The organism is Streptomyces sp. NBC_00572 (assembly GCF_026341815.1).
Lineage (GTDB): Bacteria > Actinomycetota > Actinomycetes > Streptomycetales > Streptomycetaceae > Streptomyces.
On sequence record NZ_JAPENX010000002.1, the window covers coordinates 538178 to 563107 of the forward strand.

Below are 24930 nucleotides of genomic sequence, written 5' to 3' on the forward strand. Positions count from 1 at the left end.
GAACGGAGAGGCCACCATCGGGGAGGGCCGCCCGGGAGAACGCGATGACGTCCCGTGTCGGGCGGCCCGTGCCGGAGTCCTGTCAGTGGCCCAGTGCCGCCATCGCCGCGTTGTGGCCGGGGACGCCGCTCACTCCCCCGCCCCGGACCGCGCCCGCGCCGCACAGCAGCACGTTGGCGTGCTCGGTCTCGACGCCCCAGCGGCCCCCGCCCTCCTCCGCGTACGGGAAGGACAGGTCGCGGTGGAAGATGTGGCCGCCGGGAAGGCGCAGTTCGCGTTCGAGGTCGAGCGGGGTCTTCGCCTCGATGCAGGGGCGGCCGTCCGCGTCGAGGGCGAGGCAGTCGGCGATCGGCTCGTCCAGGTGGGCGTCGAGCTGGTCGAGGGTGGCCTTGAGGAGCGCGGCGCGGGTGCCGTCGTTGTCGGCGGCGAACAGCCGGGCGGGGGTGTACAGCCCGAACAGGGTGAGGGTGTGGTGGCCCGAGGCGGCCAGGTCGGGGCCGAGGATCGTGGGGTCGGTGAGGGAGTGGCAGTAGATCTCGGAGGGCGGGGCGGAGGGCAGCCGGCCGGCGGCGGCCTCGGCGTGGGCGGTGGCGAGCTGGCCGTACCCCTCGGCGATGTGGAAGGTGCCGGCGAAGGCCTCGTGCGGGTCGACGGAGCGGTCGCGGAGCTTCGGCAGTCGGGTCAGCAGCATGTTGACCTTGAGCTGGGCGCCTTCCGGGGCGGGCGGGGGTGCCTGGCCGAGGAGGGCGGCGAGGTCGCGGGGTGAGGCGTTGACGAGGACGTGGCCCGCCTCGACGGTGCCCTCCCCGTCGGCGGTGCGGAAGGTGATCGCGGCCCGCTGCCCGTCGGTCTCGATCCGGGTGGCCTCGTGACCGGTGAGGATGTGGGCCCCGGCGGCGCGGGCCGCGTCGGCGAGGGCGTCGGTGAGGGCGCCCATGCCGCCGACGGGCACGTCCCAGTCGCCGGTGCCGCCGCCGATGACGTGGTAGAGGAAGCAGCGGTTCTGGAGCAGCGCCGGGTCGTGGGCGTCGGCGAAGGTGCCGATGAGGGCGTCGGTGAGGACGACGCCGCGGACCAGGTCGTCGGCGAACTCCCGCTCGACGGTGACGCCCAGGGGGTCCTCGAAGAGCATCCGCCAGGTGTCGGCGTCGTCCACGCGGGCGCGGAGCGCGGCGCGGGTGGGGAGCGGCTCGGTGAGGGTGGGGAAGATACGGCGGGCGGCGCGGGCGGTGCGCTCGTAGAAGGCCTGCCAGGCCTCGTACTCGCGGTCGGAGCCGGTGAGGGCGGCGAAGGAGGCGCGGGTGCGGTCGGGGCCGCCGCCGACGAGGAGGCCGCCGTCGCCCTTCGGGGTGTACGAGGAGACGGACCGTTTCCGTACGGCGAACCGCAGCCCGAGCTCGCGCACGATCTTCTCCGGGAGGAGCGAGACGAGGTACGAGTACCGGGAGAGCCGCGCGTCGACCCCGGCGAAGGGCCGGGTGGACACGGCGGCCCCGCCGGTGGAGCCGAGCCGCTCCAGGACGAGGACGGAACGTCCGGCACGGGCCAGGTAGGCGGCGGCGACGAGGCCGTTGTGGCCGCCGCCGACGATGACGGCGTCGTACGAACGGGCGGCGGGCCGGGCGCCCGGGAGCAGGTCAGGGGCAGTCATGGCTCATGCTCACACGGAGGCGGCGGCCGGGGAAGACCACCGCCGCCCGTCGTCGTACGGCCGGGGGACCTGTCCCGGCCGTCCGCCCCGCCGTGCCGGACGATCAGGCCGGCGGCGGGGTGGCCGCCCTCAGATGGAGGGCCGCGGCCTCGGCGTGACGGCCCAGACGCTCCAGGCAGTGGGCCTCGTCGTCGAGCGCCGCGAGGGTGTCGGGGTGGGCGGGGCCGAGGAGGCGGGTACGGGCGACGGCGACCGCGTGGTGGGACGCGAGCGCCTCCTCCCAGCGGCCGAGGCGACCACAGGCGACAGCGGCCTCGCGGCGGCTCAGGAGGGTGTCGGGGTGCTCCGGCCCGAGGACCCTCGCCCGGTGCGCCTGGACGCTCTCGGACTCGGCGAGCGCCTCCGGCCAGCGGCCGAGCCGGCCGAGGTTGACGGCGAGCGCGTGCCGGGCGCGGAGGGTCTCGGGACCGTCGGCGCCCTGCGCGCGGGTGCGGGCGGCGACGAGGTCCTGGCAGACGTCCAGGGCGTCCGCTGCCTGTCCGAGCCGGCCGAGGCAGACGCCGGTCTCGTAGCGGGCTGCGAGGGTGTCCGGGTGGTCGGCGCCGAGGGCCGCGGCGCGCGCGTCGGCGACCGCACGGTACTGGGCGAGCGACTCCTCGCCCCGCCCCAGCCGCCCGAGCGTGTACGCCACTTCCTGCCGGGTCACGAGGGTGTCGGGATGGTCCTCGCCGAGGAGCCGGGCCCGCGCCTCGGCCACCTCGTGCGCCGTACGGTGCGACTCCTCCAGGCGGCCCAGACGGCAGAGCGTGAAGGCGAGGTTGTGCCGGCAGCGGAGGGTGTCGGGGTGGTCGGGGCCCACGGTGCGCTCGCGTGCGGCGAGCACGGTCACGTACACCTCGTACGCCTCGGGGTGCCGTCCGAGGCGGCCGAGCGCGTACGCCCGCTCCTGCCGGGCCGCGAGGGTGTCGGAGTGGTCCTCGCCGAGGACCCGGGCGCGGGTCGCGGCGACCCGGTCGAAGGCGCGCAGGGCGTCGGCAGGGCGGTCGAGCCGGGCGAGGGCGAAGCCGACCTCGTAGTGGCTGGCCAGGGTGTCGGGGTGGTCCTCGCCGAGGACCGCCGCACGGTGCTCGGCGACGGACCGGTGCACCGACTCGGCCTCGTCCCAGCGGCCGAGGCGGCCCAGGCCCATGCCCGCCCGGTACCGGCCGGCGAGCACCGCGATCAGCTCCGCGGAGGGGGCGACCCGAGGCGGGGCGGGCACCTCGTGTGCGGGCGCGGCCGTCGTCCCGGTGGTGGTGGCGGTCGTCCACTCCGTGGTGAGCACGGCCGCGGCGGGGTCGTGGGCGACCGGGCGCGGCACGGTGGCGGCATCGGCGGGCCGGTGCCCGCCGGTGATGGCCCGGACCCACGCGGGCGCGGGGGCGGGCGTACCGGCGCTGGGGCCGGGACCGGGAACGACGGTGGCCCCGGGGTGGGCGGGGCCGACGGCGGTGGTGCCGGGCAGGGACGGCGAGACCCGCCCCGTGACGATCCGGCGGCGCAGGTCGCCCGCGTCGGCCGGCCGCTCCTCGGGCACCTTGGCGAGCAGATCGACGACGATCCGGTCGAAGTAGTCCGGGAGTTCGGCGCGGTGGGCGCGCGGCGGACTCGGCACGGTGTCCCGGTGTCCGATGAGGATCGCCCAGGAGTCGCCGAGGTCGAAGGGCGGGACTCCGGTGGCGAGTTCGTAGAGCACGCACCCCAGCGAGTAGAGGTCGCTGCGGTGGTCGACCTCGCCGCCGCCGATCTGCTCGGGCGACATGTAGTGGGGCGTGCCCATGGCGATGCCGGTCCCGGTGAGCTTGGACGTGAAGCCCATGTCGGCGCCGAGGCGCGCTATTCCGAAGTCGCAGATCTTCACCGTCCCGTCCCGTAGCCGCATGATGTTCGCGGGCTTCAGGTCGCGGTGCACGATCCCGTGGCGGTGGGTGTAGGCCAGGGCGTCGGCGACCTGGTCCGCGATCTCGACGACGTCGTGGACGGGCAGCGGGTGCTGGGCGTTGGCGGCGAGGAGCTGGCTGAGGTTACGCCCCTCCAGGAGCTCCATGACGAGGAAGAGCACGCCCTCGTACTCGCCGAAGTCGTGCACGACGGTGATGCCCCGGTGCTGGAGCGCGGCGGCCACCCGGGCCTCGCGCCGGAACCGCTCACGGACCACGGTGACGACCTGGGGGTCCTGCTGCGGCCCGATCGGTTTGAGGCATTTCACGGCGACTCCGCGCCCGAGTGCCTCGTCGGTGGCACGCCACACCTCGCCCATGCCCCCGCGACCGATGACCTCGTGCAGGCGGTACCGGCCCTGGATCAGTCTCGAGTCCCCCATCGTGTGCTGCCGCCCCCGTCGATTTCCCGCGCCTTCCCCGGCCCCTCCAGTATGGACGCCGGTTCGGACAGTGGGTACGGGGCGGGGTACGTGTATGGGTCGGGTCTCGTCTCCGGGCCGAGCCGGTCCATGGCGCGGAGGATGTGCCGGGGCGGCAGCCGCCAGCGCAGCCGGGCGGGGACGCAGCGGAGCAGGTTGGCCGTGGCGACGAGCCGGTGGGTGACGGTCTCCGGCGGCGGGGCGGGGCGGCCGTAGAGCGCGTGGGCGTAGGGAGGCAGAGTGTCGTACGCGAGCGCCGTGACGCGCCGCCAGATCACCTCGCGCGCCGGTACGAGCGCGGGTTTCACGGGCGGCCGGCGCAGGAAGTCCTCGACGGTGCGGGCGTCCGCCCCGGCGGCGAGCCGGGGCCGTATGTCGTCGAAGTAGGCGGCGAGTCCGGCGGTGGACCCGGGAACGGTGGCCGGGTCGAGCCCGACGAGCCGCGCCGAGGTGCGGTGCTCGTCGATGTATTGGTCGGCCTGGGCGTCGGTCAGCGGGATGCCGGAGCGGCGGGCGACCGAAAGGTACGAGTCGGTCTCGGCGCAGTGCACCCAGAGGAGCAGCTCGGGGTCGTCCACGCCGAGCCGCCGGTGGATCCGGCGCACCCGGGCCCCGGCCGCCTCGGCGGCCTCGGCGGTCCCGTAGCTGAGGGTCCCGACGAAGTTCGCGGTCCGCATGAGCCGTCCCCAGGGATCCTCCCGGAAGCTGCTGTTGATCATGACGCCGCGCACGGCGACGGGATGCAGCGCCTGCAGCCACAGCGCCCGGACGCCCGCGATCCACATGACCGGGTCGCTGTGCATCTGCCAGGTCACGGAACGGGGGCCGAAAAGCCCCGGGTCGGCACTCATGAAGCGTCCTCGCTCATGCCGTTCAGGCTACGCCGCGACGCGTCGCCCCGGGTGCGGACGGGGGGCTGAGGGCCCGGTCGAGGGCGTTCGCGCGGTAGCCGGTGATGCGCCGGGTGAGTTCGGCGTCGGGGGCGAGCAGTTCGCCGGCGTGGATGCCGCCGGGGTGGACGTGCGGCCGCACTCTCACGGCGCGGAGGCTTTCCCCGGCCGATGACGGACGGCCGGTAGCGTCCGACGCATGAACAGTGTCGAACTGACGGACCTTGTCCAGGACTTCGGGGGCTACGTCGCCCTGGTCGAGGAGACGGGCGAGCGCGTGGGCGTCACCGTGAACGACGAGCCGCCGCGCGTGCTCCTCCCGGCGGCCGAACTGGCCGACCTCGAATACTGGGCCCGGCGGGGCCGCGGAGCCCCGCTGCCTCGACAGGACGCGGCGCCGGAGCACCCACCGGGGCCGGAGCAGCAGGGCTCCTACGTGCGGTACGCGCACGCGGACGGAGTGCGGATGACATTCACACGGGACCGCGCGGTGGTGGCCGAACTCCGGTCCGCCGCTGAACTCGACCGGCTGGAGGAGTGGGCACGCCACGGACGCCAGGGGTACATGGACCCGAAACAGCTGGCGGCGTTCGAGGAGTTCCTCGCCCGGCAGCCGCCCGTCGGAGAGCAGCCCTGAGGGGAGTGGCGTCCGGGAGAGGAGCCGAGCCCTGGAGAGGCCGGACGCACACGTCCTACCGTCGGACGCGGGGCATGCCCAGGCCGATCCAGGAGATGATCTCGCGCTGGATCTCGTTGTTGCCGCCACCGAAGGTGAAGATGACGGCCGAGCGGTAGCCGCGTTCCAGTTCGCCGTGGAGGACCGCGCCCGCCGAGCCCTCCTTGAGGGCGCCCGCGGCGCCGACGACCTCCATGAGGGCCGCGTAGGCGTCGCGGCGGGCCTCGGAGCCGTAGACCTTGACGGCGGAGGCGTCCTGGGGGGTGAGGGTGCCGTGCTGGACGGCGTTCACCATCTGCCAGTTGAGGAGTTTCATCGCGTCCAGCCGGGCGTGGGTGCGGGCCAGGGTGCGGCGGACCCAGGGCAGGTCGATGACGCGCCGGCCGTCGGTGAGCGGGGTGGCGGCGGCCCAGCGCTGGACGTCGTGGAGCGCGCGGATCGCCATCGTGCCGTGGGCGGCGAGGGTGACGCGCTCGTGGTTGAGCTGGTTGGTGATGAGGCGCCAGCCCTTGTTCTCCTCCCCCACCCGTCGTGAGGCGGGGACCCGGACGTTGTCGTAGTAACTGGCGGTGGTGTCGTGCGAGGCGAGGGTGTTGATGATGGTGCAGGAGTACCCGGGGTCGCTCGTCGGGACGAGCAGCATCGTGATGCCCTTGTGCGGCGGGGCGTCCGGGTCGGTGCGGACCGCGAGCCAGACCCAGTCGGCGGTGTCGCCGTTCGTGGTCCAGATCTTCTGGCCGTTCACCGTGTACGTGCCGGTGACCTCGTCCCCCTCCCGTACCGCGCGGGTCTTCAGGGCCGCGAGGTCGGTCCCGGCGTCGGGTTCGCTGTAGCCGATCGCGAAGTCGATCTCGCCGGAGAGGATCCCGGGCAGGAAGTACGCCTTCTGCTCGTCGGTGCCGAACCGCATGATCGTCGGTCCGACCGTGTTCAGCGCCATGAGCGGCAGGGGTACGCCCGCCTGCGCGGCCTCGTCGAAGAAGATGAACTGCTCCATGGGGGTCAGCCCGCGTCCGCCGTACTCGGTCGGCCAGCCGACCCCGAGCCAGCCGTCGGCGCCAAGCCGCCGCACGGTCTCCCGGTAGAAGCGCTTCTGGGCGGCCGGGTCCGCGTAGCGGGTGTGGACGTCGTCCGGGACCAGCTCGGCGAAGTACGCACGCAGTTCGGCGCGCAGGCTGTTCTGGGCGGGCGTGTATTCGAGGTGCATGGCGGCGGCCTTCCGTGGCGGCGGTCCTGCGGCGTCCTCGGCGTCCTCCGGGCGGTGCGACGCGCGACGGCGGCCACGGTAGAACGTGTTCCACAAATGCGGAAGCCTCGGGGCGGGTCCGGACAGCCCGCGGCCCCGGTTCGAGGCTGCCGAACCGGGGCCGACGGGGTACTGAGGGGAGGATTTCGCGGATCGGGCGGGTGCCCGGGCCAGGGCGGCCTACGGCAATAGCTCGTCCATGGAGGCGCGACCCTTCTCCGCCATACGGCGTTCCGCCCAGGCGAGGGTCTTCGGAGTCACGTCACGGCCGGAGGCGAGAACCAGGTCCTCGGCCGTGAACTCGCCCTCCGACCCGGAATGCAGCAGCCGGTCGGGCGTCGGGAAGTCCCCCAGGGACGTCTTGTCGGGCTCAGCGTTCATGCCGCCTCCTACGTGTTCTTCCGGCACTCGCCATTCTCGTGTCCGGCCACCGGGAGCGCATCCGGGAGCACATCCCGGGGCTCATCCGGGGGCTGATCCGAGGGCGTCTCCCCGCCTCCCCACTCCCGCGTCGGCGTCGTGTCGGTCCCATGTCGACGGTGCCCCCGAGGCTGGGTGCACACACAGCCGCCCGCCACGAGGAGCCCCGATGACCCCGCCCGAGTCCGCGCCCCTGCCCCTGCCCCTGCGGCGCCTGCGGGTGGTCGCCGCCCGCCCCCTCACCCCCCGCATGCGGCGGGTCACCCTCGGCGGCCCCTCCCTCGCCGGCTTCGCGCTCGCCGGGCCCGATCAGCAGGTGAAGCTGTTCTTCCCCCGTCCGGGGCAGGCCGAGCCCGTCCTGCCGGTCCCTGACCTCGACGGAGACGTGATGCGCTGGTACGCCGCCTACTCGGCGCTCCCCGAGGCCGAGCGGCCGTGGATGCGGAGCTACACCGTCCGGGCCCATGACCCGGCCGCCGGGACCGTCGACATCGACTTCCTCCTCCACGGGGACGGAGACATGGGCGCAGCGGGCACCCGGGAAGACTCCTGCGATGAGGGGCCCGCGACCCGCTGGGCGCGGTCCGCGCGGCCCGGGGACGCGGTGAGCATGTTCGGTCCGTCCGCCGCCTTCGCGATGCCCGTCGATCCGGGCGCGGGTGACGGGACGCTGCTGTACGCGGATGCCTGCGCGCTGCCCGCGCTCGCCACCGTCGTGGCCGCGCTGCCGCCGGGACAGCGGGCCGTCGCCTACGTCCAGGTATCGGACGCGGCCGAGGTCCCGCCCCTGCCCACGGCCGGTGCCCTGACCGTACGCCCGCTGTACGGCGACACCTCGGCGGTCGACGCCCTGCGGGCCGAGCCGCTGCCGGACGGGCGGCCCTACGTCTGGCTGGCGGGCGAAGCCTCGGCCGTACGGGCGCTCCGGCGCCACTTCGTGGAGGAGCGGGGCATCGACCGGCGCTCGGTGCACTTCGCCGGGTACTGGCGCCGCCGACTCACCCAGGACGACGCGCCGACGCCCGAGGACCTCACGGAGGCGCGGGAACGGCTCGCGGCCGGCTGATCCGTGGCGCGGGTGACGGGCGGCCGCCCCCGAGGGCGAGGTCGAACGGGTGTCCTACGATGCGGCGGGTGAAACCCCGTCCTCTCGCCCGGATCCTGTCGGCCTGCTGCGTCCTCGCCGTCGCAGCGTTCGGGTGGTACGCCACCCAGTCCGTCCGTCCTCCTGACTGCGAGGTCACCGTCGCCGCGTTCGCCGGCGCCGACGGACAGCCCCTCTCCGAGAACGGCGAGGCGGTCACCTGGGAGGAGTTGGACGAACGCGCCTACCAGGACCTGGTCGACTCAGGCCGCTGCGAGCCGCCCTCTGCCCGCTGGCACCACTGGCTGGGCTGACGGCCTCCCGGCGGGTCAGGAGGCCGGCCCCTCCCCGGGATGCCGGACGAGCCCCGAGGCCGTACGGAGGCCGAGCCCTGCGCCCTCCTCGTAGCGGCGGGCGTACGACTCCGCGGAGAGCGCCACCCGGAGGGATTCCTCGGCTCGCACCCTGATGAGGGCCTCCGTCTCGCGCGTGAACGGGCGGAAGCCGCCGTCCGTGTCGGAGCCGGCGTGGGCGTCGTACGCGCCGAGGAGCCGCGCCCCGGTCTCGGCGTCGCCCGGCCCGCCCCGCCCGCCGAGCGCCCATGCGGCCGTCGCGAACTGGGCGACGAGCAGGTACGGGGCGACCAGGTGGGCGAGGGTCTCCACATCCTCGACGGCGCGCGCCAGCCGTTCCACGGCCCGGTCGTAGGCGCCGTCGAGGCAGTCGAGCCAGGCCCAGGCCCCGCCGGCGAGACCCCAGAAGAGCCCCGGGGTCACATCGCCGAACTCACCCTCCAAGAGGGAGAGCTGCGCACGGGCGAGGCCGGTGCGGCCGGTGTGGCCGTAGTGCTGGGTGAGCAGCAGCCGTGCCGAGCCGGCCGCCTCGGCGCCCCACTCCCCCGCCGCGTCGGCGGCCTCGGCGAGCAGCTGTTCGGCCGCGGCGTCCCCCTCCGGCCGGAGCCGGAGCCGTGCGGCCGCCAGGCGCGCGGTGAAGAGGGGCACCTGGGAGTGCGCGCCGACGCGGGCGGCGGCGTCCGTGGCCCGCTCGAAGTCGTCGGCGGCCTCGGCGAGCCGCCCCGCGCGCTCATAGGCCCCGCCCCGGGCGGCGAGGGACTCCGCGATGCCCCAGGAGTCCCCGGCCGCCTCGAAGAGGGCGAGCGCCTCGGCGGCGTCGCCCGGCCCGTGGACACCGAGCTTGGCCCGTACGAGGAGGGCGAAGCCCAGGTCCCAGCCGGGGGCAAGGTCGCGGCAGGCGTCGACGATCGCCGTGAGGGGCTCGTCGAGGGTGGAGAAGTCCCCGATCATGAGGCGGGCGAAGTGCCACATCGTCCCCGGCTGCCGGCAGGTCTGCGGGAGGCCGGGGCGGTACGCGGAGACCAGCGCGGCGAGCCGGGCGCGGGCCTCGGGGCGTTCGAGCGCGGTGGCGCCCCGGCCGCCCTGGGTGGCGAGCGCGTAGAGCCGGCCGCCGCGCCGGGCCTCCCGGAGCCGCTCGCCGGTCCACGGCGGCGGGACGTCCGTACACCGGCCGTCGAGCGGTTCGGCGGGACGGACCGGCTCCTGGAACGGGTCGGGGCCCAGCCGGCAGGCCTCCAGGGTCCAGGTCCTGGCGTCGACCTGGTGGTTGCGCAGCTGCCAGAACCAGCTGAGGGAGTGGACGAGGCAGAGCACCTCCTGCTCCTCGCCGAGCGCGACCGCCGTCCGCAGGGCACCGCGCAGGTTGTCGTGCTCGCGCTCCAGGCGGGCGGTGGCAGCGACCTGCCCGGCCCCGCGCAGTTCGGGGTCGGTGGTGCGGGCGAGTTCCCGGTAGTACGTGAGATGACGCCGCTCGGTCGCGGCCCGCTCCCCGGACTCCTCAAGACGCTCCCCCGCGTACTCCGCCACCGTCTCCAGCAACCGGAACCGCATCCCCTCACCGTCCCGCCCCGGCCCCGCCACCACCAACGACTTGTCCACCAGAGCACCCAGCAGGTCCAGCACCTCCGGACCACCACCGTCCGCACACACCGCCTCCGCCGCCGACAGATCCGCCCCGCCCGTGAACACCGCCAGCCGCCGCAGCACCGCCCGCTCCGGCCCCTCCAGCAAATCCCACGACCAGTCCACCACCGCCCGCAGAGTCTGCTGACGCGGCAACACCGTCCGCGCCCCCGACGTCAACAACCGGAACCGGTCGTCAAGACGCTCCGCGATCTGCCCCACCGACAACAACCGCAACCGCGCCGCCGCCAACTCGATCGCCAACGGCAACCCGTCCAGACGACGACACACCTCCTCCGCCGCCCCCACATCCTCCGCCACCACAAAACCCGGACGCGCCGCCCCACCCCGCTCCCCCAACAACCGCAACGCCATCCCCATCGACAACGGCCCCAACGGCCGCACCACCTCCCCCGGCACCCCCAACGGCTCCCGACTCGTCGCGAGGACGGTCACTCCGGGGCAGCGAGTGAGAAGCGCCTGCGCGAGCTCGGCCGCCGCGGCGACCACGTGCTCGCAGTTGTCGAGCACCAACAGCATCCGCCGCCCCACGCAGTGCTCGACCAGCTCGGCGAACGGGTCCTCCGGGCCCGCCCCAGGGACCGACGGGCGGTGCCAGAGGTGGGTCTCGCGGGCGCCGAGCGCGCTGAGGACGGCTGCGGCGACCGTGGACTCCTCCCGTACGGCGGCGAGTTCCGCAAGGTGGACGGGGCCGTCCTTGTACGTCTCGGCCGCCTCCAGGGCGAGCCGGGTCTTGCCGACACCTCCCGGGCCCGTGAGGGTGACGAGCCGCCGGTCGCCCCACTCGGTGGCGAGCGCGGCCAGCTCGTCGGCGCGGCCGATGAACGAGGTGAGCCGGGCGGGGAGAGCGGCCGTCGGTCCCCTCCTGGGCAGCTTCGGCAGGGCGCGGCGGGCGTCGGCCGATGAAGGCGCGGGCGTCTCGGGCATCTCGTCCGTCCCGTCCGTCCCGTCCGTCAGGAGTTCGGCGAACAGGGCGCGCAGTTCGGGTCCCGGGTCCGTGCCCAGCCGGTCGGCGAGGCTCGTCCGCACCTCCTCGTACGCGGCCAGGGCCTCGGCGGGCCGCCCGGCCGCGCGCAGGGCGCGGATCCGCAGCGCCTGGAGGGGTTCGTCGAGCGGCTGTCCGGCCGCCAGCCCGGCGAGGGGCGCGAGGGTCTCGCCGGCCCGCCCCTGGGCCAGGTCGGCGGCGAGCCGGTCGCGTCGCGCCTGTGCGTGGCGCTGCTCGACCCGTACGACCAGGGGGTCGGTGTCGCGGCCGGGCAGATCCGCCAGGGCGGGCCCGCGCCAGAGCCCGAGGGCCTCGTCGAGGAGGGCGGCGGCACGCGCAGGGTCCCCGGCGCCGAGGGCGGCGGAGCCGTCGGCGGCGAGCCGTTCGAAGCGGTGGAGATCGATGTCGTCCGGGTCGGCTGCCAGCCGGTAGCCGCCGCCTGGCGCCGAGACGACGGCGTCCCGGCCCACGGCCCGGCGCAGGCGCCCGACGAGGGCCTGGAGCGCCGCCGTACGGTCCTGGTCCTGGTCGTCCGCCCGGTCGGCGTCGCCCCACACCTGGTCGATCAACGCGCGCGTGCCCACCGCGCGCCCGCCGGCCGCGGCGAGCGCGGTGAGCAGCGAGCGGAGCCTGGCTCCGCTCAGGGCGGCCTCCGTCCCGTCGTCGGTACGGAAGGCCTGACACGGACCGAGAACACGGTAGGGCGGCTGCACCGGCCCATTCTGCCCCGTCGGACACGGGGCCTCACCGGCATTTCCGTGCGGGGCGCGAAGGCGAACTCGCGCCACGCCGTGTCATCGCCATGGCGTCGGAGGGGTGCGGGTTCGACAATGGGGAGGATGACCGATGAAGACCGGCATACGCGCAATGGCGAGATCGGGCCCGCCGAGTGGCTCGCCATGAACCGGACCGGCAGCTTCGACTGGGATCTCGACACGGGCACCATCGATGTCGACGAGTCCGGGCTGCTGGTCTTCGGGCTTGCCCCGGACGCCTACGACGGCCGCCCGGTGACGCTGATCGCCCGGCTGGCCCCCGACGAGCGGGCCCGGCTGGAAGACGTCGTACGGCAGGCGGTCACCAGCGGCGAGGTCTCGTACACCGCGCACTTCCCCATCCCTCAGGACGACGGACCACCCCACTGGACGCATGTGCAGGCACGGATCCTGCGCTCGCCGGACGGACGGGCACGACGGATCCTCGGCGTCGTGCGGGACACGACCGCCGAGGTCACGCGCTTCGCCTTCGTCCAGGAACTGGAGAAGCGGCGCGAGGTCCAGACGAACATCGTCGAGCGGACGACGCACGCGCTGTCGCGCGCGGTGACGGTGGACGACGTGACGGCCGCCCTGACCGGTCCCGGCGGGCTCGCCCGGCTCGGCGCGGACGGTCTGGCGCTCGCACTCGTCGAGAACGGCTCGCTCAACATCATCGCGCTGAGCGGCGAGTCCCTCGACGTGCTCAACGATTTCCGGATCCGGCGCCTCGACAGGGGGATGCCCCTGGCCGAGGCGGTGCTGAGCGGACGGCCCCGGTTCGTGTCCTCGTTCCCGTCGCTCGGGCGGGACTTCCCCGAGCTCGCCCCGTACCTGGAGCGGCTCCGATTCCGGGCGGCCTGCTATCTGCCGCTGGTGGCGCAGGCGCGTTCCCTCGGTGGCATGGCGCTGTTCTACCGGGGCCGTACCTCGTTCAACGCCGACGAGCGCAACCTTTCGCTCGGACTCGCGGCGATCGTCGCCCAGTCCCTCCAGCGGGCCACCCTCTTCGACGAGGAGCGGGAGCTGGCGACCGGACTCCAGGCGACGATGCTGCCGCGCCGGATCCCCGTCATCACGGGCGGCGAGATCGCCGTGCGCTACCACGCGGCCTGGAGCGGGCGGCAGGTCGGCGGCGACTGGTACGACGTGATCGCGCTGCCCCGGGGCCGGGTCGGGATCGTCGTGGGCGACGTCCAGGGGCACGACACCCACGCCGCCGCCATCATGGGGCAGCTGAGGATCGCCCTGCGCGCGTACGCGGGCGAGGGCCACGCCCCCTCGACCGTGCTGGCCCGTGCTTCTCGGTTCCTCGCCGAGCTGGACACCAACCGCTTCGCCACCTGCACGTACGCGCAGGTGGACCTGGGGAGCGGCACACTGCGTGCCGTACGGGCCGGGCATCTCGGGCCCCTGATCCGGCACGCCGACGGCCGGGTCGGGCAGCCCAAACTGCGCGGGGGGCTGCCGCTGGGGCTGGCGACCGTGTTCGGGGACGAGGAGTTCCCCGAGACGCGGCTCGACCTCGTGCCCGGGGAGACGCTCGTGCTCTACACGGACGGACTCGTCGAGCAGCCCGGCTCAGACATCGAGACCGGTCTCGCCACGCTCTCGGAGGCGATCAGCAGCGGCCCGCCGCAGGCGGAGGCGCTCGCCGACCACCTCTCCGAGCGCCTGTGGGAGCGCTGGGGCTCCGGCGACGACGTGGCGCTCCTGGTCCTGCGGCGCAGCCCTGACCCGGGCACGCCCCGCGCACCGCGCATCCACCAGTACATCCACCAGGCCGATCCGCAGGGCCTGTCGGACGCGCGCGCGGCCGTGGGGCAGGCCCTGCACGACTGGGGCATGCCGGAACTGGCCGACGACGCCGAGCTGTTGACGGGCGAGCTGCTGGTGAACGTGCTGCTGCACACCGAGGGCGGCGCGGTGCTGACCCTGGAGGTGCTGCCCGAACCGGTGCGGCGGGTACGGCTTTCGGTGCAGGACCGGTCCAGCGCCTGGCCCCGGCGGCGCACCCCCGGGGAGGCCGCCACCTCGGGGCGCGGGCTGCTGCTGCTCGACGCGCTGGCGTCCCGGTGGGGCGTCGAGCCGCGCGGCGAGGGCAAGGCGGTGTGGTGCGAGATCGGTCCCGCGGCGGTGACGGCCGACTCCGCCGCGAACGGTTCCTGAGGAGGGACGTCATGGATCCCGTGGCAGCCCTGAACCGGATCGCGTTCCTCCTTGAGCGGGCCCAGGCGCCGGGGTACCGGGCCCGGGCCTTCCGTACGGCCGCCGGCGCGGTCGCGGCCCTGCCCGAGGGCGAGGCGGCCCGGCGCGCGGCGGCCGGAACCCTGGAGTCCGTGAAGGGGCTCGGGCCGAAGACGGCGGCGGTGGTGCGCGAGGCGCTCGACGGACGGGTCCCGGAGTACCTGGCGGGCCTTGAGGAGGAACTCGAGAAGTCCCTGCGGACCGCCGAGCCCACGAGCGGGGGCGAGGCGCTCCGCGCGGCCCTGCGCGGTGACTGCCACCTCCACTCGGACTGGTCCGACGGCGGCGCCACGATCGAGGACATGGGCCGTGCGGCGGCGGCCCTGGGCCACGAGTGGGCGGTGCTCACCGACCATTCGCCCCGGCTCACGGTGGCCCGGGGCCTGTCGCCGGAGCGGCTGCGGGAACAACTGGACGTGGTGTCGCGGCTGAACGGGGAGTGGGCGCCCTTCCGCCTGCTCACCGGCATCGAGTGCGACATCCTGGAGGACGGTTCGCTCGACCAGGAGCCCGAGCTGCTCGACCGTCTGGACCTGGTGGTCGGTTCGGCCCACTCGAAGCTCCGGATGGACGCGAAGGCGATGACCCGCCGTCTCGAACGGGCCGTCCGCAACCCGCTGATGGACGTCCTCGGGCACTGCACGGGCCGTCTGGTGGCGGGCGGGCGGCTGCGGCCGGAGTCGGAGTTCGACGCGGAGCGGGTGTTCGCCGCGTGCGCCGATTCGGGCACCGCCGTCGAGATCAACAGCCGCCCGGAACGGCTCGATCCGCCCCGGCGGCTGCTGCGGCTCGCGGTGGCGGCCGGCACGTACTTCGCGGTGGACACGGACGCCCACGCGCCCGGCCAGCTGGAGTGGCAGATCCTCGGCTGCGCGCGGGCGGAGGAGTGCGGAGTGCCGGAGGAACGGGTGATCAACACCTGGCCGGCGGACCGGCTGTCGGAGTGGACGCGGACCTGAGGGGCGGCCGGGTAACTCTGTGACCGTCGGCCCGCCCCTGCCCGCCGGGCACCCCGGGCACGGCCCCGCGCCTGCTCACCCAGGCCTACTCCGACGTACGGCGGCTGCTGGACGGCCTCGGCATGGTGAGACAAACTGGATCATGACGCTGACCCGCGCGAACTGAGGGCCCCGGCGGGTGGGCCGGTGGTCATGCGCGCTGCCAGACGGTCGTCGTGTTGCAGAACTCGCGGATGCCGTGGCCGGAGAGCTCGCGGCCGTATCCGGAGCGTTTGATCCCGCCGAAGGGGAGGGCCGGGTGCGAGGCCGTCATGCCGTTGACGAACACGCCGCCGGCCTCCAGGTCGCGGACGAAGAAGGCGATGTCCTCCGGGGACCGGGTCCAGACGTTGGAACTGAGCCCGAACGGGGAGTCGTTGGCGACGGCCACGGCCTCGTCGATGTCGCGGACCGGGTAGACGGTGGCCACCGGCCCGAAGGTCTCCTCCTGGTGGATCCGCATCTCCGGGGTGATGCCGACGAGTACGGTGGGTCGGTAGTACCAGCCGTTCGCGAGCTCCGGGTTCTCGGGACGGCGGCCGCCGCACAGGGCGGTGGCACCCCGCCGGACCGCGTCGTCCACGAGCGCCTCCAGGTCGGTCCTGCCCTGCTCGGTGGCGAGCGGGCCGACGTCGGTGGACTCGTCGAGGGGATCCCCGACGGTCAGGGCGTTCATGGCGGCCGTGAAGCGCTCGGAGAAGTCGTCGTACACGTCCTGGTGGACGATGAACCGCTTAGCCGCGATGCAGGACTGCCCGTTGTTCTGCACGCGCGCGGTGACGGCGGTCTTCACGGCCCCCACGATGTCCGCGGAGGGCATGACGACGAACGGGTCGCTGCCGCCGAGTTCCAGGACGGTCTTCTTCACCTCGTCTCCCGCGACGGCGGCCACGGCCCGGCCGGCGGGTTCGCTGCCGGTGAGGGTGGCGGCGACGACCCTGGGGTCCCGCAGGACGCGCTCGACGTCGCCGGAGCCGATGAGAAGGGTCTGGAAACAGCCCTCGGGGAAGCCGGCGCGCCGGAAGAGGTCGCCCAGGTAGAGCGCGGTCTGCGGCACGTTGGAGGCGTGCTTGAGGAGGCCGGTGTTGCCCGCCATGAGCGCGGGCGCGGCGAACCGGATCACCTGCCAGAGCGGGAAGTTCCACGGCATGACGGCGAGGACGGGGCCGAGGGGCCGGTAGTGGACGCGGGCCGTGTCCGCGCCGGAGTCCTGGACGTCGCTCTCCGCCGGGTGCTCGTCGGCGAGCAGTGCCTCGGCGTTACGGGCGTACCAGCGCATGGCCTTGGCGCACTTTCCGGCCTCCGCGCGGGCGGCGGCGATCGGCTTGCCCATCTCGACGGTCATGGTGTGCGCGATGTCGTCGGTGTCCTCGTCGAGGAGCGTGGCCGCGGCACGCAGGAGGCGGGCGCGCTCGGCGAAGGAGGTGGTGCGGTACTGGCGGTACGCCTCGTGAGCGGCGGCGATCCGCCGCTCGACCTCCTGAGGCCCGTGCGCCTCGTAGACGCGCAGCGTCTCGCCGGTCGCGGGGTTCACGGTGGCGATGCCCATGACGTGCCTCCTCCTGCCATCGGCCCCCGTCTGCAACCTTCCGCGAAGCGGTGCGCGGCGCAACCGGGGGCGGGGCGGTGGGGTGACCCGGGTGACCCCACGGCCCCGGTGTTCCAGTACTCCGGTACTTCCATACTCCGATGCCCGGGAACGGGAGGGCCAGGGGTGTCCTGTCGGTCAGGCCGGATCAGGGAGCGGAGCGAGCCAGGTCAGGGCGCCGGAGAGGTGGGCACGGAAGGCCGGGTCGCGGTACGTCTCCGAAGCGTGGCCGAGCGCGGTGAAGAAGGCGCGGCCCCGGTCCACCTCCCGGCACCAGACGAGCGGGTGGTCGTCACCGTGGGTGCCGCCCCGGTACGAGGACTCGTCGGCCCGGGCGAGGACGCGTACACCGGACTCTCCGCTGCCACGCGGGTCGGACGTGAAGTTGTACCACTCGTCGGTCCAGGACCAGCGGTCCGGGAGCGGGGCGGTCGCCGGGTGGTCGTGGTCGTCGACGAGGACGATGCCCGGCTGGATCTCGGGGTGGCCGTCGAAGCGGGTGCCGAGCAGCTCGCCGTAGAAGGGCCAGTCCGGTTCGGCGTTGGCCGCCGCGTGCACGGCGAGGAGGGCGCCGCCGCCCCGCAGGTACGCCTCGAAGGCGGCGCGCCCCTCGGGCGTCAGGACGTTCCCGGTCGTGGAGAGCAGGACGACGACGGCGCACTCGGCCAGGCGCCCGGGGGTGAACGCCTCCGGGTCGTCCGTCACCTCCGCCTTCCGCCCGAGGTCGTGCGCCAGCTCCGTGAGCGCCTCGGCCCCGTCGGGGATCGAGTCGTGGCGGTAGCCCGTGGTGCGGGTGTAGATCAGGACGTCCGGGGTGGGCACGCGAGGACTCCAGGGGACGGTGGCGACGGATGGGGGACGGCGAACAAGGCAAGGGGGTAAGCGCTTTCCGTACGAGGTCGACCGTAGCCACCGAAAACCCCGGGCCGCAACCCTCGGCCCTCCGCCACACTGCCCCGATGACACAGAGCCACGCCACGGCGCACCCCCACCCGCACCCGCACCCACACGCACGGCGGGCCCTCGCCCATGTGGCGGCCCGTTCCACCGGCGAGGCGATCGACCCCGCTCTCCGCGTCACCCTCAACTTCCACCCGCACTTCCTCGACCGACTGGCCGACGAGGGGGTCTACCGGTCCCAGTTCGTCACCGGAACGAGCAACGGCGGGCTCACCGCCCGCCCGGGCGGCGACCGCTGGCGCTGGGAGAGCCGCATCTTCGGCGGAACGTACGACGAGGCCCCGCCGGACGCCCGTCCGGTCTACGGCGCCCTCGATTTCCGCCGCCGCACCTTCGGTGCGGCTCCCCGCTTCGGCTCCGCCCATCTGCGACTCACGGCCGCCGCCCTGGACCGGGCGACCTTCTGCTATCCGGACAGCTTCCTGGAGCCCGTCGACTTCGGCGTCGCGGCCCGGATGCCCCTGATCGCGCTCGCCGCGGCCGACGACAAGGACCCGCTCGACGACTACATCGAGGCGCAGGTCCACGGCCCGGTGCTGATCGGCCACGATGTCGAGGCGCTGGTCCTGGACCCGAGCCATCGGGGCACGGAGGTGGAGGCGGCGGCCCGGCGACTGCCGTGCCCCGTCGAATGGCACGGCGGTTTCCGCGTCTCCGTCGAGGAGCTGCGGCGGCATCCCGCCTTCCGGGGCCCCGAGTACGTGGAACTGGCCGCCCGGATCGCGGTCGACGGCCGGCTCGACCCCCGGATCGTGCAGGAGGGGGCGGCTTCGGGGCGGTACGACCCGCAGGACGTCAAGAAGGTCTGGCACTACGTGGCCCGGTTCGGGGCGCCGGACGCCTGACGGGCCGTTTCCCCAGCGCCTCGATCCATTGTCGCATCGGATACATCTCTGTATCTTTTGGCGGGCCGCGCCCCACCCGCTCACCGAGGAGCCGTCATGAGCACCGTTCCGCCCGCGCTCGCCGCCGCCGTCGGGCCCTTGCCCGAAGGAGTCGTCCTGCCGATGCCGCCGACCTTCGACTCCGTCGAGGAGGAGCGCCGGTACCGCAAGGAGCAACTCGCCGCCGGGTTCCGGATCTTCGGGAGGTTCGGCTTCTCGGAGGGGGTCGCCGGGCACATCACCGTCCGCGACCCCGGCGACCCGAACGCCTTCTGGGTCAACCCCTTCGGGATGAGCTTCGGTCAGATCAAGGCCTCCGACCTGATCCTGGTGGACCACGAGGGGACCGTACTGGAGGGGCGCAGGCCCGTGAACCGGGCGGCGTTCGTCATCCACTCGCGGGTCCATGCCGCCCGACCCGACGCGATCGCCGCCGCGCATTCGCACTCTCTGCACGGCAAGGCCTTCTCCAGCCTCGGCATCCCGCTCGACCCGATCACCCAGGACGCCTGCGCGTTCTTCGAGGACCACGGGATCTACGACGACTACCGGGGTGTGGTCAACGAGACCGAGGAGGGCGAGCGCGTCGCCAGGGCCCTCGGCGACCACAAGGCCGTCATCCTCAAGAACCACGGCCTGCTGACCGTCGGCCATTCCGTCGCCGAGGCGGTGTGGTGGTTCGTCACCATGGAGCGTTCCTGCCAGGCGCAGCTCCTGGCGATGGCGGCGGGCACGCCGCAGCACATCGACCGGGAGACCGCGCTCCTCACGCGGGGCCAGACAGGCAGCCATCTGGCCGGCTGGTTCCAGGCGCGCCCGCTCTGGGATCAGATCACGGCGTCCGACCCGGACCTCTTCGACTGACCCGCACTCCCCGTACCGGTGTCGCCGCCGGGGATCTCCCGCGTCGACGCCTCCAGGAGCGGGGCGAGGAACTGCCGCTCCAGACTCCCCGGCGGCAGTTCCGTCGGCTCCACGTAGCTCTGCGCGAGTCCGCCCTCGCGCAGAGCGATGAGGAGCCGCGCGAACCGGTCGGCGTCCACGGTCAGTTCGCGTCCGGCCCGGTGCAGCACGAGGGTGAGCCCGCGGGCGATCTCGGCCCGCAGCCGCGCGTCGTGGCGCGCGAGCACCCACGCGGCCTGAGGGTCGCGGATCGCGTGCAGGGTGAACTCGGTGGTGACCAGGTACCAGTCCCGCTCGTCCGGTTCGACACGGGCGGCGAGCTCCGCAAGGCGGGCCAGCGTGTACTCCTCCGCGGTCAGCGCGTCGATCGAATCGGCGAGCCGCCCCACGGTCCGGTCGCTGTGCTCGTCGAAGAGGGCGAGGAAGAGTTCTTCCTTGCTGGCGAAGTTCGAGTAGTACGCGCCCCGCGTGTATCCGGCGCGCTCACAGATCTGCTCGATGGTCGTGGCGTGGAAGCCGTGCTCGGCGAAGGTCTCCAGAGCGGCCTTCAGAAGCGCCGCGCGGGTACGGGGCCGCCGCCTGGTGACACCTTTCGGCACGGGTGCTTCCTCCTCGGTCCTGGGCCGCGTCCTGCGGCGGACGCCCACCTTACCGGCGGCGCCATCCCGGGCACGGATGAGGACCGGCGGATAAAATTCACGCATGGGAGAGCGTCCCGTCGCGCCCGCGGCGCCTGATCTGGTCCTCGAGATCGACGGGGACGCAACGCGCATGAAACCGAGCCGCGTCTATCGCATCGGGCGGGATCCCACCAGCGACATCGTGCTCGCGGACGCGCGCGCGTCCTGGCACCACGCGGTGCTCAGCGCCGTCACCGGCCACTGGACACTGGCGGACGAGGGCAGCACGAACGGCACCTTCACGGACGGCCTGCGCGTGGCAGGGGCTCGGGAGGTGGGCCCCGGGACGGTCGTACGGTTCGGACACCCGGAGGACGGACCGCGCGCGGTGCTGTCGTCGGGAGCGGTGCGGGCCGGGCCGGCGGAGCCCCCGCCCCCGGCCGTACGGGAGCCCCTGGCGGCACCGGAACCTGCTGCCGCGCCCGAGCCCGCGGTCGCGGAGCCCGTAGTCGCGGAGCCCGCGGCCGGCGAGCCCTCGGTCGCCGAGCCCGCGGTCGCCGAGCCCGTGGTCGTACCGGAGGAGGAACCCCCGGCCGTACCGGAGCCCCAGCAGGAGCCACAACCTCAGCCTCAGCTCGACCCTCGGCCTGAGTCCCGGCTCCCGGACGAAGCGGTACTCGGCGTCGAGCCCCGGCCCGAGCGCGGGGCGCCGTTCCGGCCGCCCTCCGTCTCCCACCCCGCCGCCACCGGCACCTTCCGGCAGCCGACGTCCGTGCGGCCGCTGCCGACGCACAGCATCCGGATCGGCCGCGCCCCCGACAACGACGTCGTCGTCTCCGATCTCGTCGTCTCCCGGCGCCATGCCGAGCTACAGGCCCACCCCGACGGCACGTACTGGATCCATGACCTCGGCAGTCACAACGGCACCTTCCTCAACGGCAGCCCCGTCGTCGACGCCCGGGTGACACCGGACGACATCGTCGGCGTCGGCCACTGCGCGTTCTGTCTGATCGGCGGACAGCTCGTCGAGTTCACCGACACCGGTGAGGTCTCCCTCGACGTCCAGTCGCTCGCCGTCACCGTCGACCACGGACGCAAGACGCTCCTCGACGACGTGTCGTTCCCCGTCGGCCAGAAGTGCCTGCTCGGGGTCGTCGGCCCTTCCGGCGCCGGGAAGTCGACGCTGCTCGGCGCGCTCACCGGCCAGCGCCCCGCCGACCGGGGCTCGGTGCTCTACGACGGCCGTGACCTCTACCGGGACTACGCCGAGCTGCGACAGCGCATCGGCCTCGTCCCGCAGGACGACATCCTGCACCTCCAGCTCACCGTGCGCCGGGCCCTCGGCTACGCCGCCGAGCTGCGCTTCCCCGAGGACACCGTGCCGGCCGAGCGGCGGGCCCGGGTGGACGAGGTGATCCGGGAGCTGGGGCTCGTGGAGCGCGCGCAGCAGCCGATCCACAGTCTCTCCGGCGGTCAGCGCAAGCGGGTGAGCGTCGCCCTGGAGCTGCTCACCAAACCTTCGCTGCTCTTCCTCGACGAGCCGACCTCCGGCCTCGACCCGGGCATGGACCGGTCCGTGATGCACATGCTGCGCGGGCTGGCGGACGACGGCCGGACGGTCGTCGTGGTCACGCACAGCGTGCTCAGTCTCGACGTGTGCGACCGGCTGCTGGTCCTCGCGCCGGGCGGGAAGGTCGCCTACTACGGGCCGCCCGGGGACTCCCTCGGCTTCTTCGGTTTCGATCAGTGGCCGGAGGCCTTCGAGGCCTTCGAGAACGACCGGGACCGCGACTGGGCCGGCCAGTACCGGTCGTCCCGCTTCCACCGCCGGTACATCTCGGACGCGACGGCCCGCCCGAACGTCCCCGTGCCTGTGGCCCTCGACGGGGCGGCCCCGACCGCCACGGAGCCGGCCCCGCCGCCGAAGGCGCAGAGCTGGGGCTCCCAGCTGCGGACACTCGTCCGCCGGTACGCGGCGGCGCTCGCCGCGGACCGCACGTTCCTCGCCATCATGATCGCGCTGCCGTTCGTGATGGGCGCGATGGCCAGGGCCCTGTCCGAGGGCAGCCTCAACCCCGAGTCGACGTTGAACGTCCTGCTCATCCTCTGTGTGGGCGGCGTCCTCACGGGCGCGGCGAACGCCGTGCGCGAACTGGTCAAGGAGCGCACGATCTACCGGCGCGAGAGAGCCGTCGGCCTCTCCCGCTCCGCGTACCTCGCCTCCAAGGTGGTCGTCCTCGGCGTGATCACGGTCGTCCAGGCGGTCGTCCTCACCCTGGTGGCCCTGATCGGCGTGCCGCTGAACGTGCCGGGCGGCAAGGGCGTCCTGATGCCCCCGCTCATCGAGATCACCCTCGCCGTCGCACTGCTCTCCTTCACGGCGATGATGCTCGGACTGCTCGTCTCCGCCCTCGTCCGCAAGGAGGAGGTGACGATGCCGCTGCTCGTCCTCCTCGCCATCGTGCAGGTGGTGTTCTGCGGGGCGCTCCTGACCGTGCGGGGCACACCGGTCCTGGAGCAGCTGGCGTGGCTGGTGCCCTCGCGGTGGGCGTTCGCGGCGATGGGCGCGACGATCGACATCGGGAAGGTCGCACCCAGCGACAAGACGGCGGATCCACTGATGGAGCACACGGCGCAGGCCTGGTTGTTCGACATGGGCATGATGGTGGTGCTCTGTCTCGTCCTCGGCCTGCTCGTGGCGCGGCTGCTGCGTCGCCACGAGCCGGTCGTCATGCGGAGGTAGGCCGTGAGCGTCCCCGTACCCGAGTACGTGCCGGACTTCCGGCCCACCCATGTCGTACCGCGCGCCGGTCTGGACGCCTGGGAGGCGCCGGACCCGGGCCTGCCGACGACGCCGCTCGACGCGTTCCTGCCGGTACGTCTGGAGGAGCGGGCCGGTGACTGGGGGCGGGTCCTCTGCTCCAACGGCTGGACGGCGTGGGTCGACGCGCGGCTCCTCGTCACCGTCCCGGACGACCCGCCGGCGGCGGGGCGGCCGCTCACCAGGACCGCCGATCCGCGTCCGCTGATCGCCCGCGCCGAGGACGCGCTCGGCCGCTACCGACGGGCCGCGGAGGCGCTGGGAGCGGGACGCCTCGACGGCGAGAACTTCCGGCTGCGGACGCGTGGGCTGCGGGTGGGCATGGTCGTGGACGGCGAGTCGGTGTGGCTGTACGACGCGGAGCACGAACGGTGGGTGTACTGCGACGGGGTGGGGTTGAGTACGTACGCGGCGTCGGCGTCGCCCTCGGTCGCCGCACCGGCCGCTGACGCGGTGAAGCCGGAGGAGCCGGCCGGCGAGCGGGGTGCCGTCCCGACCCCCGTGCACGAGCCCACCCAGGTGGTACTGCAGGGCGATCCGCCGCTGGCCGCCGGGCCGACCCCCACCCAGGTGGTGCCGCAGGTGGCCCCCGGCACCGAGGCCGAGCCGCCGACGGAGGTCGTACCGCAGGTGGATCCGGTCGCCGAGGCCGAGCCGCCGACCGAACTCCTGCCGCAGGTGGACCCGGCCGCAGGCCCTCCGCCCACCCAGGTGGTGCCGCAGGTGGACCCCGCCGCGGCCGCCGGGCCGCCGCCGACGCAGGTCACGAAGCGGCCGCCGCCCGGAACGGCCGGTGAGGGCTGATGGCCGGCGGGCCGCGCGACGACCCCGAGCTGCCGGCGGGCCGGCCCTCCGGACTCCTCGGCAAGGAGATCGCGGGCTATCGCGTGGAGAGCGAGATCGGGCGCGGCGGGATGGCGGTCGTGTACCGGGCGCGGGACCTGCGGCTCGACCGGACGGTGGCGCTGAAGCTGCTCGCCCCCGAGCTGGCCCGTAACGACACCTTCCGCAAGCGCTTCGCGCACGAGTCCCGGGTCGCCGCCTCGATCGACCACCCCCACATCGTGCCGGTCTTCGAGGCGGGCGAGACGGAGGGTGTTCTGTACATCGCCATGCGCTACGTGGCGGGGCAGGACCTGGTGGCGCTGCTCGACCGCGAGGGGCCGCTGCCACCCGTGAAGGCGGGGCGGATCGCCGTACAGGTGGCTTCGGCCCTGGACGCAGCGCACGCGCACGACCTGGTGCACCGGGATGTGAAGCCCGGCAACATCCTGGTCGCGGAGGGCACCGACCGGGACCATCCGGAGCACGTGTACCTCACGGACTTCGGCCTGACGAAGAAGTCGCTGTCACTGACCGGGTTCACGACCGTGGGCGAGTTCGTCGGCACACTGGACTACGTGGCGCCCGAGCAGATCTCCGGGAAGCCGGTGGACGGCCGCTGCGACGTGTACGGCCTGGCGTGCGTGGTGTTCGAGACTCTGGCGGGGGCGCCGCCGTTCCGCCGTGACACGGACTGGGCGGTGCTGTGGGCACAGCAGTACGATCCGCCGCCACCGCTCTCCGAGGCGCGGCCCGGGCTTCCGGAGGCGGCGGACGCGGTGTTCGCGAAGGCGTTGGCCAAGACCCCCGAGGAGCGGTACGGAACGTGCCTGGAGTTCGTCGCCGACCTGCGCGCCGCCCTGGCCGCGGGCGGTGACGGTGGCGGCCCGATCGTGACGAAGGGCCCCGAGCCGCTCGCTCCGCCACCGGCCCCGCCCGCGTGGGCGAGACCGGTGTTCCGCGAGCTGTAGGCGGCCCTTTC

The 24930-nt window shown here is 73.9% G+C and carries 20 protein-coding genes; 10 read left to right on the top strand and 10 right to left on the bottom strand.

What is annotated here, in order from left to right; translation table 11 throughout:
- Nucleotides 1-82 precede the first annotated feature (82 nt).
- From OG514_RS34740 to OG514_RS34755, 4 genes are all read right to left on the bottom strand, one after another.
- Complete coding sequence (locus OG514_RS34740) at nucleotides 83-1651, bottom strand: NAD(P)/FAD-dependent oxidoreductase (protein ID WP_266901563.1); 1569 nt, start codon at nucleotides 1649-1651, stop codon at nucleotides 83-85.
- A 103-nt stretch (nucleotides 1652-1754) separates the two neighbouring features.
- A complete protein-coding gene (locus OG514_RS34745) occupies nucleotides 1755-4013 on the bottom strand; it encodes a serine/threonine-protein kinase (RefSeq protein WP_266901565.1) in 2259 nt (752 codons plus the stop codon).
- Complete coding sequence (locus OG514_RS34750; protein ID WP_266901567.1) at nucleotides 3995-4903, bottom strand: oxygenase MpaB family protein; 909 nt, start codon at nucleotides 4901-4903, stop codon at nucleotides 3995-3997. Before OG514_RS34750 ends, OG514_RS34745 begins: the two co-directional genes overlap by 19 nt.
- Before the next feature lie 22 nt (nucleotides 4904-4925).
- Nucleotides 4926-5090 (bottom strand): hypothetical protein, encoded by a 165-nt coding sequence (locus tag OG514_RS34755; protein ID WP_266901569.1) that lies wholly within the window; start codon nucleotides 5088-5090, stop codon nucleotides 4926-4928.
- 51 nt (nucleotides 5091-5141) lie between these two features.
- Between OG514_RS34755 and OG514_RS34760 the strand changes: the two genes are divergently transcribed.
- On the top strand, nucleotides 5142-5579 hold the full coding sequence (locus tag OG514_RS34760) for a type II toxin-antitoxin system Phd/YefM family antitoxin (protein ID WP_266901572.1): 438 nt from the start codon (nucleotides 5142-5144) through the stop codon (nucleotides 5577-5579).
- A 55-nt stretch (nucleotides 5580-5634) separates the two neighbouring features.
- Here the strand turns inward: OG514_RS34760 and OG514_RS34765 are convergent, their stop codons facing one another.
- On the bottom strand, nucleotides 5635-6825 hold the full coding sequence (locus tag OG514_RS34765; RefSeq protein ID WP_266901574.1) for an acyl-CoA dehydrogenase family protein: 1191 nt from the start codon (nucleotides 6823-6825) through the stop codon (nucleotides 5635-5637).
- Nucleotides 6826-7044: 219 nt separating this feature from the next.
- Nucleotides 7045-7245 (bottom strand): hypothetical protein, encoded by a 201-nt coding sequence (locus OG514_RS34770; RefSeq protein WP_030314702.1) that lies wholly within the window; start codon nucleotides 7243-7245, stop codon nucleotides 7045-7047.
- Between the two features lie 208 nt (nucleotides 7246-7453).
- Between OG514_RS34770 and OG514_RS34775 the strand changes: the two genes are divergently transcribed.
- Entirely contained in the window at nucleotides 7454-8350 is an 897-nt protein-coding gene (locus OG514_RS34775; protein ID WP_266901578.1) for a siderophore-interacting protein, read from the top strand.
- Nucleotides 8351-8418: 68 nt separating this feature from the next.
- Nucleotides 8419-8682 (top strand): hypothetical protein, encoded by a 264-nt coding sequence (locus tag OG514_RS34780; RefSeq protein WP_266901580.1) that lies wholly within the window; start codon nucleotides 8419-8421, stop codon nucleotides 8680-8682.
- A 15-nt stretch (nucleotides 8683-8697) separates the two neighbouring features.
- Here OG514_RS34780 and OG514_RS34785 read toward each other — a convergent pair whose 3' ends face one another.
- A complete protein-coding gene (locus OG514_RS34785) occupies nucleotides 8698-12063 on the bottom strand; it encodes a BTAD domain-containing putative transcriptional regulator (RefSeq protein ID WP_266901582.1) in 3366 nt (1121 codons plus the stop codon).
- Between the two features lie 126 nt (nucleotides 12064-12189).
- Between OG514_RS34785 and OG514_RS34790 the strand changes: the two genes are divergently transcribed.
- Nucleotides 12190-14274: a SpoIIE family protein phosphatase gene (locus OG514_RS34790; RefSeq protein ID WP_266901584.1), complete on the top strand. Its 2085-nt coding sequence runs from the start codon at nucleotides 12190-12192 to the stop codon at nucleotides 14272-14274.
- An 11-nt stretch (nucleotides 14275-14285) separates the two neighbouring features.
- Nucleotides 14286-15311, top strand: coding sequence for a PHP domain-containing protein (locus OG514_RS34795; protein ID WP_266901586.1), 1026 nt, complete (start codon nucleotides 14286-14288; stop codon nucleotides 15309-15311).
- Between the two features lie 190 nt (nucleotides 15312-15501).
- Here the strand turns inward: OG514_RS34795 and OG514_RS34800 are convergent, their stop codons facing one another.
- Entirely contained in the window at nucleotides 15502-16899 is a 1398-nt protein-coding gene (locus OG514_RS34800; protein WP_266901588.1) for an NADP-dependent succinic semialdehyde dehydrogenase, read from the bottom strand.
- Between the two features lie 177 nt (nucleotides 16900-17076).
- Nucleotides 17077-17760 carry a ThuA domain-containing protein gene (locus OG514_RS34805; RefSeq protein ID WP_266901590.1) on the bottom strand — a complete coding sequence of 228 codons (684 nt, stop codon included), beginning with the start codon at nucleotides 17758-17760 and terminating at the stop codon, nucleotides 17077-17079.
- A 137-nt stretch (nucleotides 17761-17897) separates the two neighbouring features.
- Here OG514_RS34805 and OG514_RS34810 point away from each other — a divergent pair, with 137 nt between their 5' ends.
- Together OG514_RS34810 and OG514_RS34815 are read left to right on the top strand one after the other, a co-directional pair.
- Nucleotides 17898-18743, top strand: coding sequence for a DUF3626 domain-containing protein (locus OG514_RS34810; protein WP_266901592.1), 846 nt, complete (start codon nucleotides 17898-17900; stop codon nucleotides 18741-18743).
- 96 nt (nucleotides 18744-18839) lie between these two features.
- The gene (locus tag OG514_RS34815) at nucleotides 18840-19646 is read left to right on the top strand and encodes a class II aldolase/adducin family protein (RefSeq protein WP_266901594.1); all 807 of its coding nucleotides are present in this window, start codon (nucleotides 18840-18842) and stop codon (nucleotides 19644-19646) included.
- On the opposite strand, the gene OG514_RS34820 is transcribed toward OG514_RS34815, so the two are convergent.
- A complete protein-coding gene (locus tag OG514_RS34820) occupies nucleotides 19610-20284 on the bottom strand; it encodes a TetR/AcrR family transcriptional regulator (protein WP_266901596.1) in 675 nt (224 codons plus the stop codon). The two genes, OG514_RS34815 and OG514_RS34820, sit on opposite strands and share 37 nt — an antisense overlap.
- 103 nt (nucleotides 20285-20387) lie before the next feature.
- On the opposite strand from OG514_RS34820, the gene OG514_RS34825 reads away from it, so the two are divergent.
- Genes OG514_RS34825 through OG514_RS34835 form a run of 3 tightly spaced genes read left to right on the top strand, consistent with a single transcriptional unit; the run spans nucleotide 20388 to nucleotide 24919 of the window.
- Nucleotides 20388-23048, top strand: a complete 2661-nt coding sequence (locus OG514_RS34825) for an FHA domain-containing protein (RefSeq protein WP_266901598.1) — start codon at nucleotides 20388-20390, stop codon at nucleotides 23046-23048.
- Between the two features lie 3 nt (nucleotides 23049-23051).
- Nucleotides 23052-23930: a hypothetical protein gene (locus OG514_RS34830; RefSeq protein ID WP_266901600.1), complete on the top strand. Its 879-nt coding sequence runs from the start codon at nucleotides 23052-23054 to the stop codon at nucleotides 23928-23930.
- Nucleotides 23930-24919, top strand: coding sequence for a serine/threonine-protein kinase (locus tag OG514_RS34835; protein WP_266901602.1), 990 nt, complete (start codon nucleotides 23930-23932; stop codon nucleotides 24917-24919). Before OG514_RS34830 ends, OG514_RS34835 begins: the two co-directional genes overlap by 1 nt.
- The last annotated feature ends 11 nt before the right edge of the window (nucleotides 24920-24930 follow it).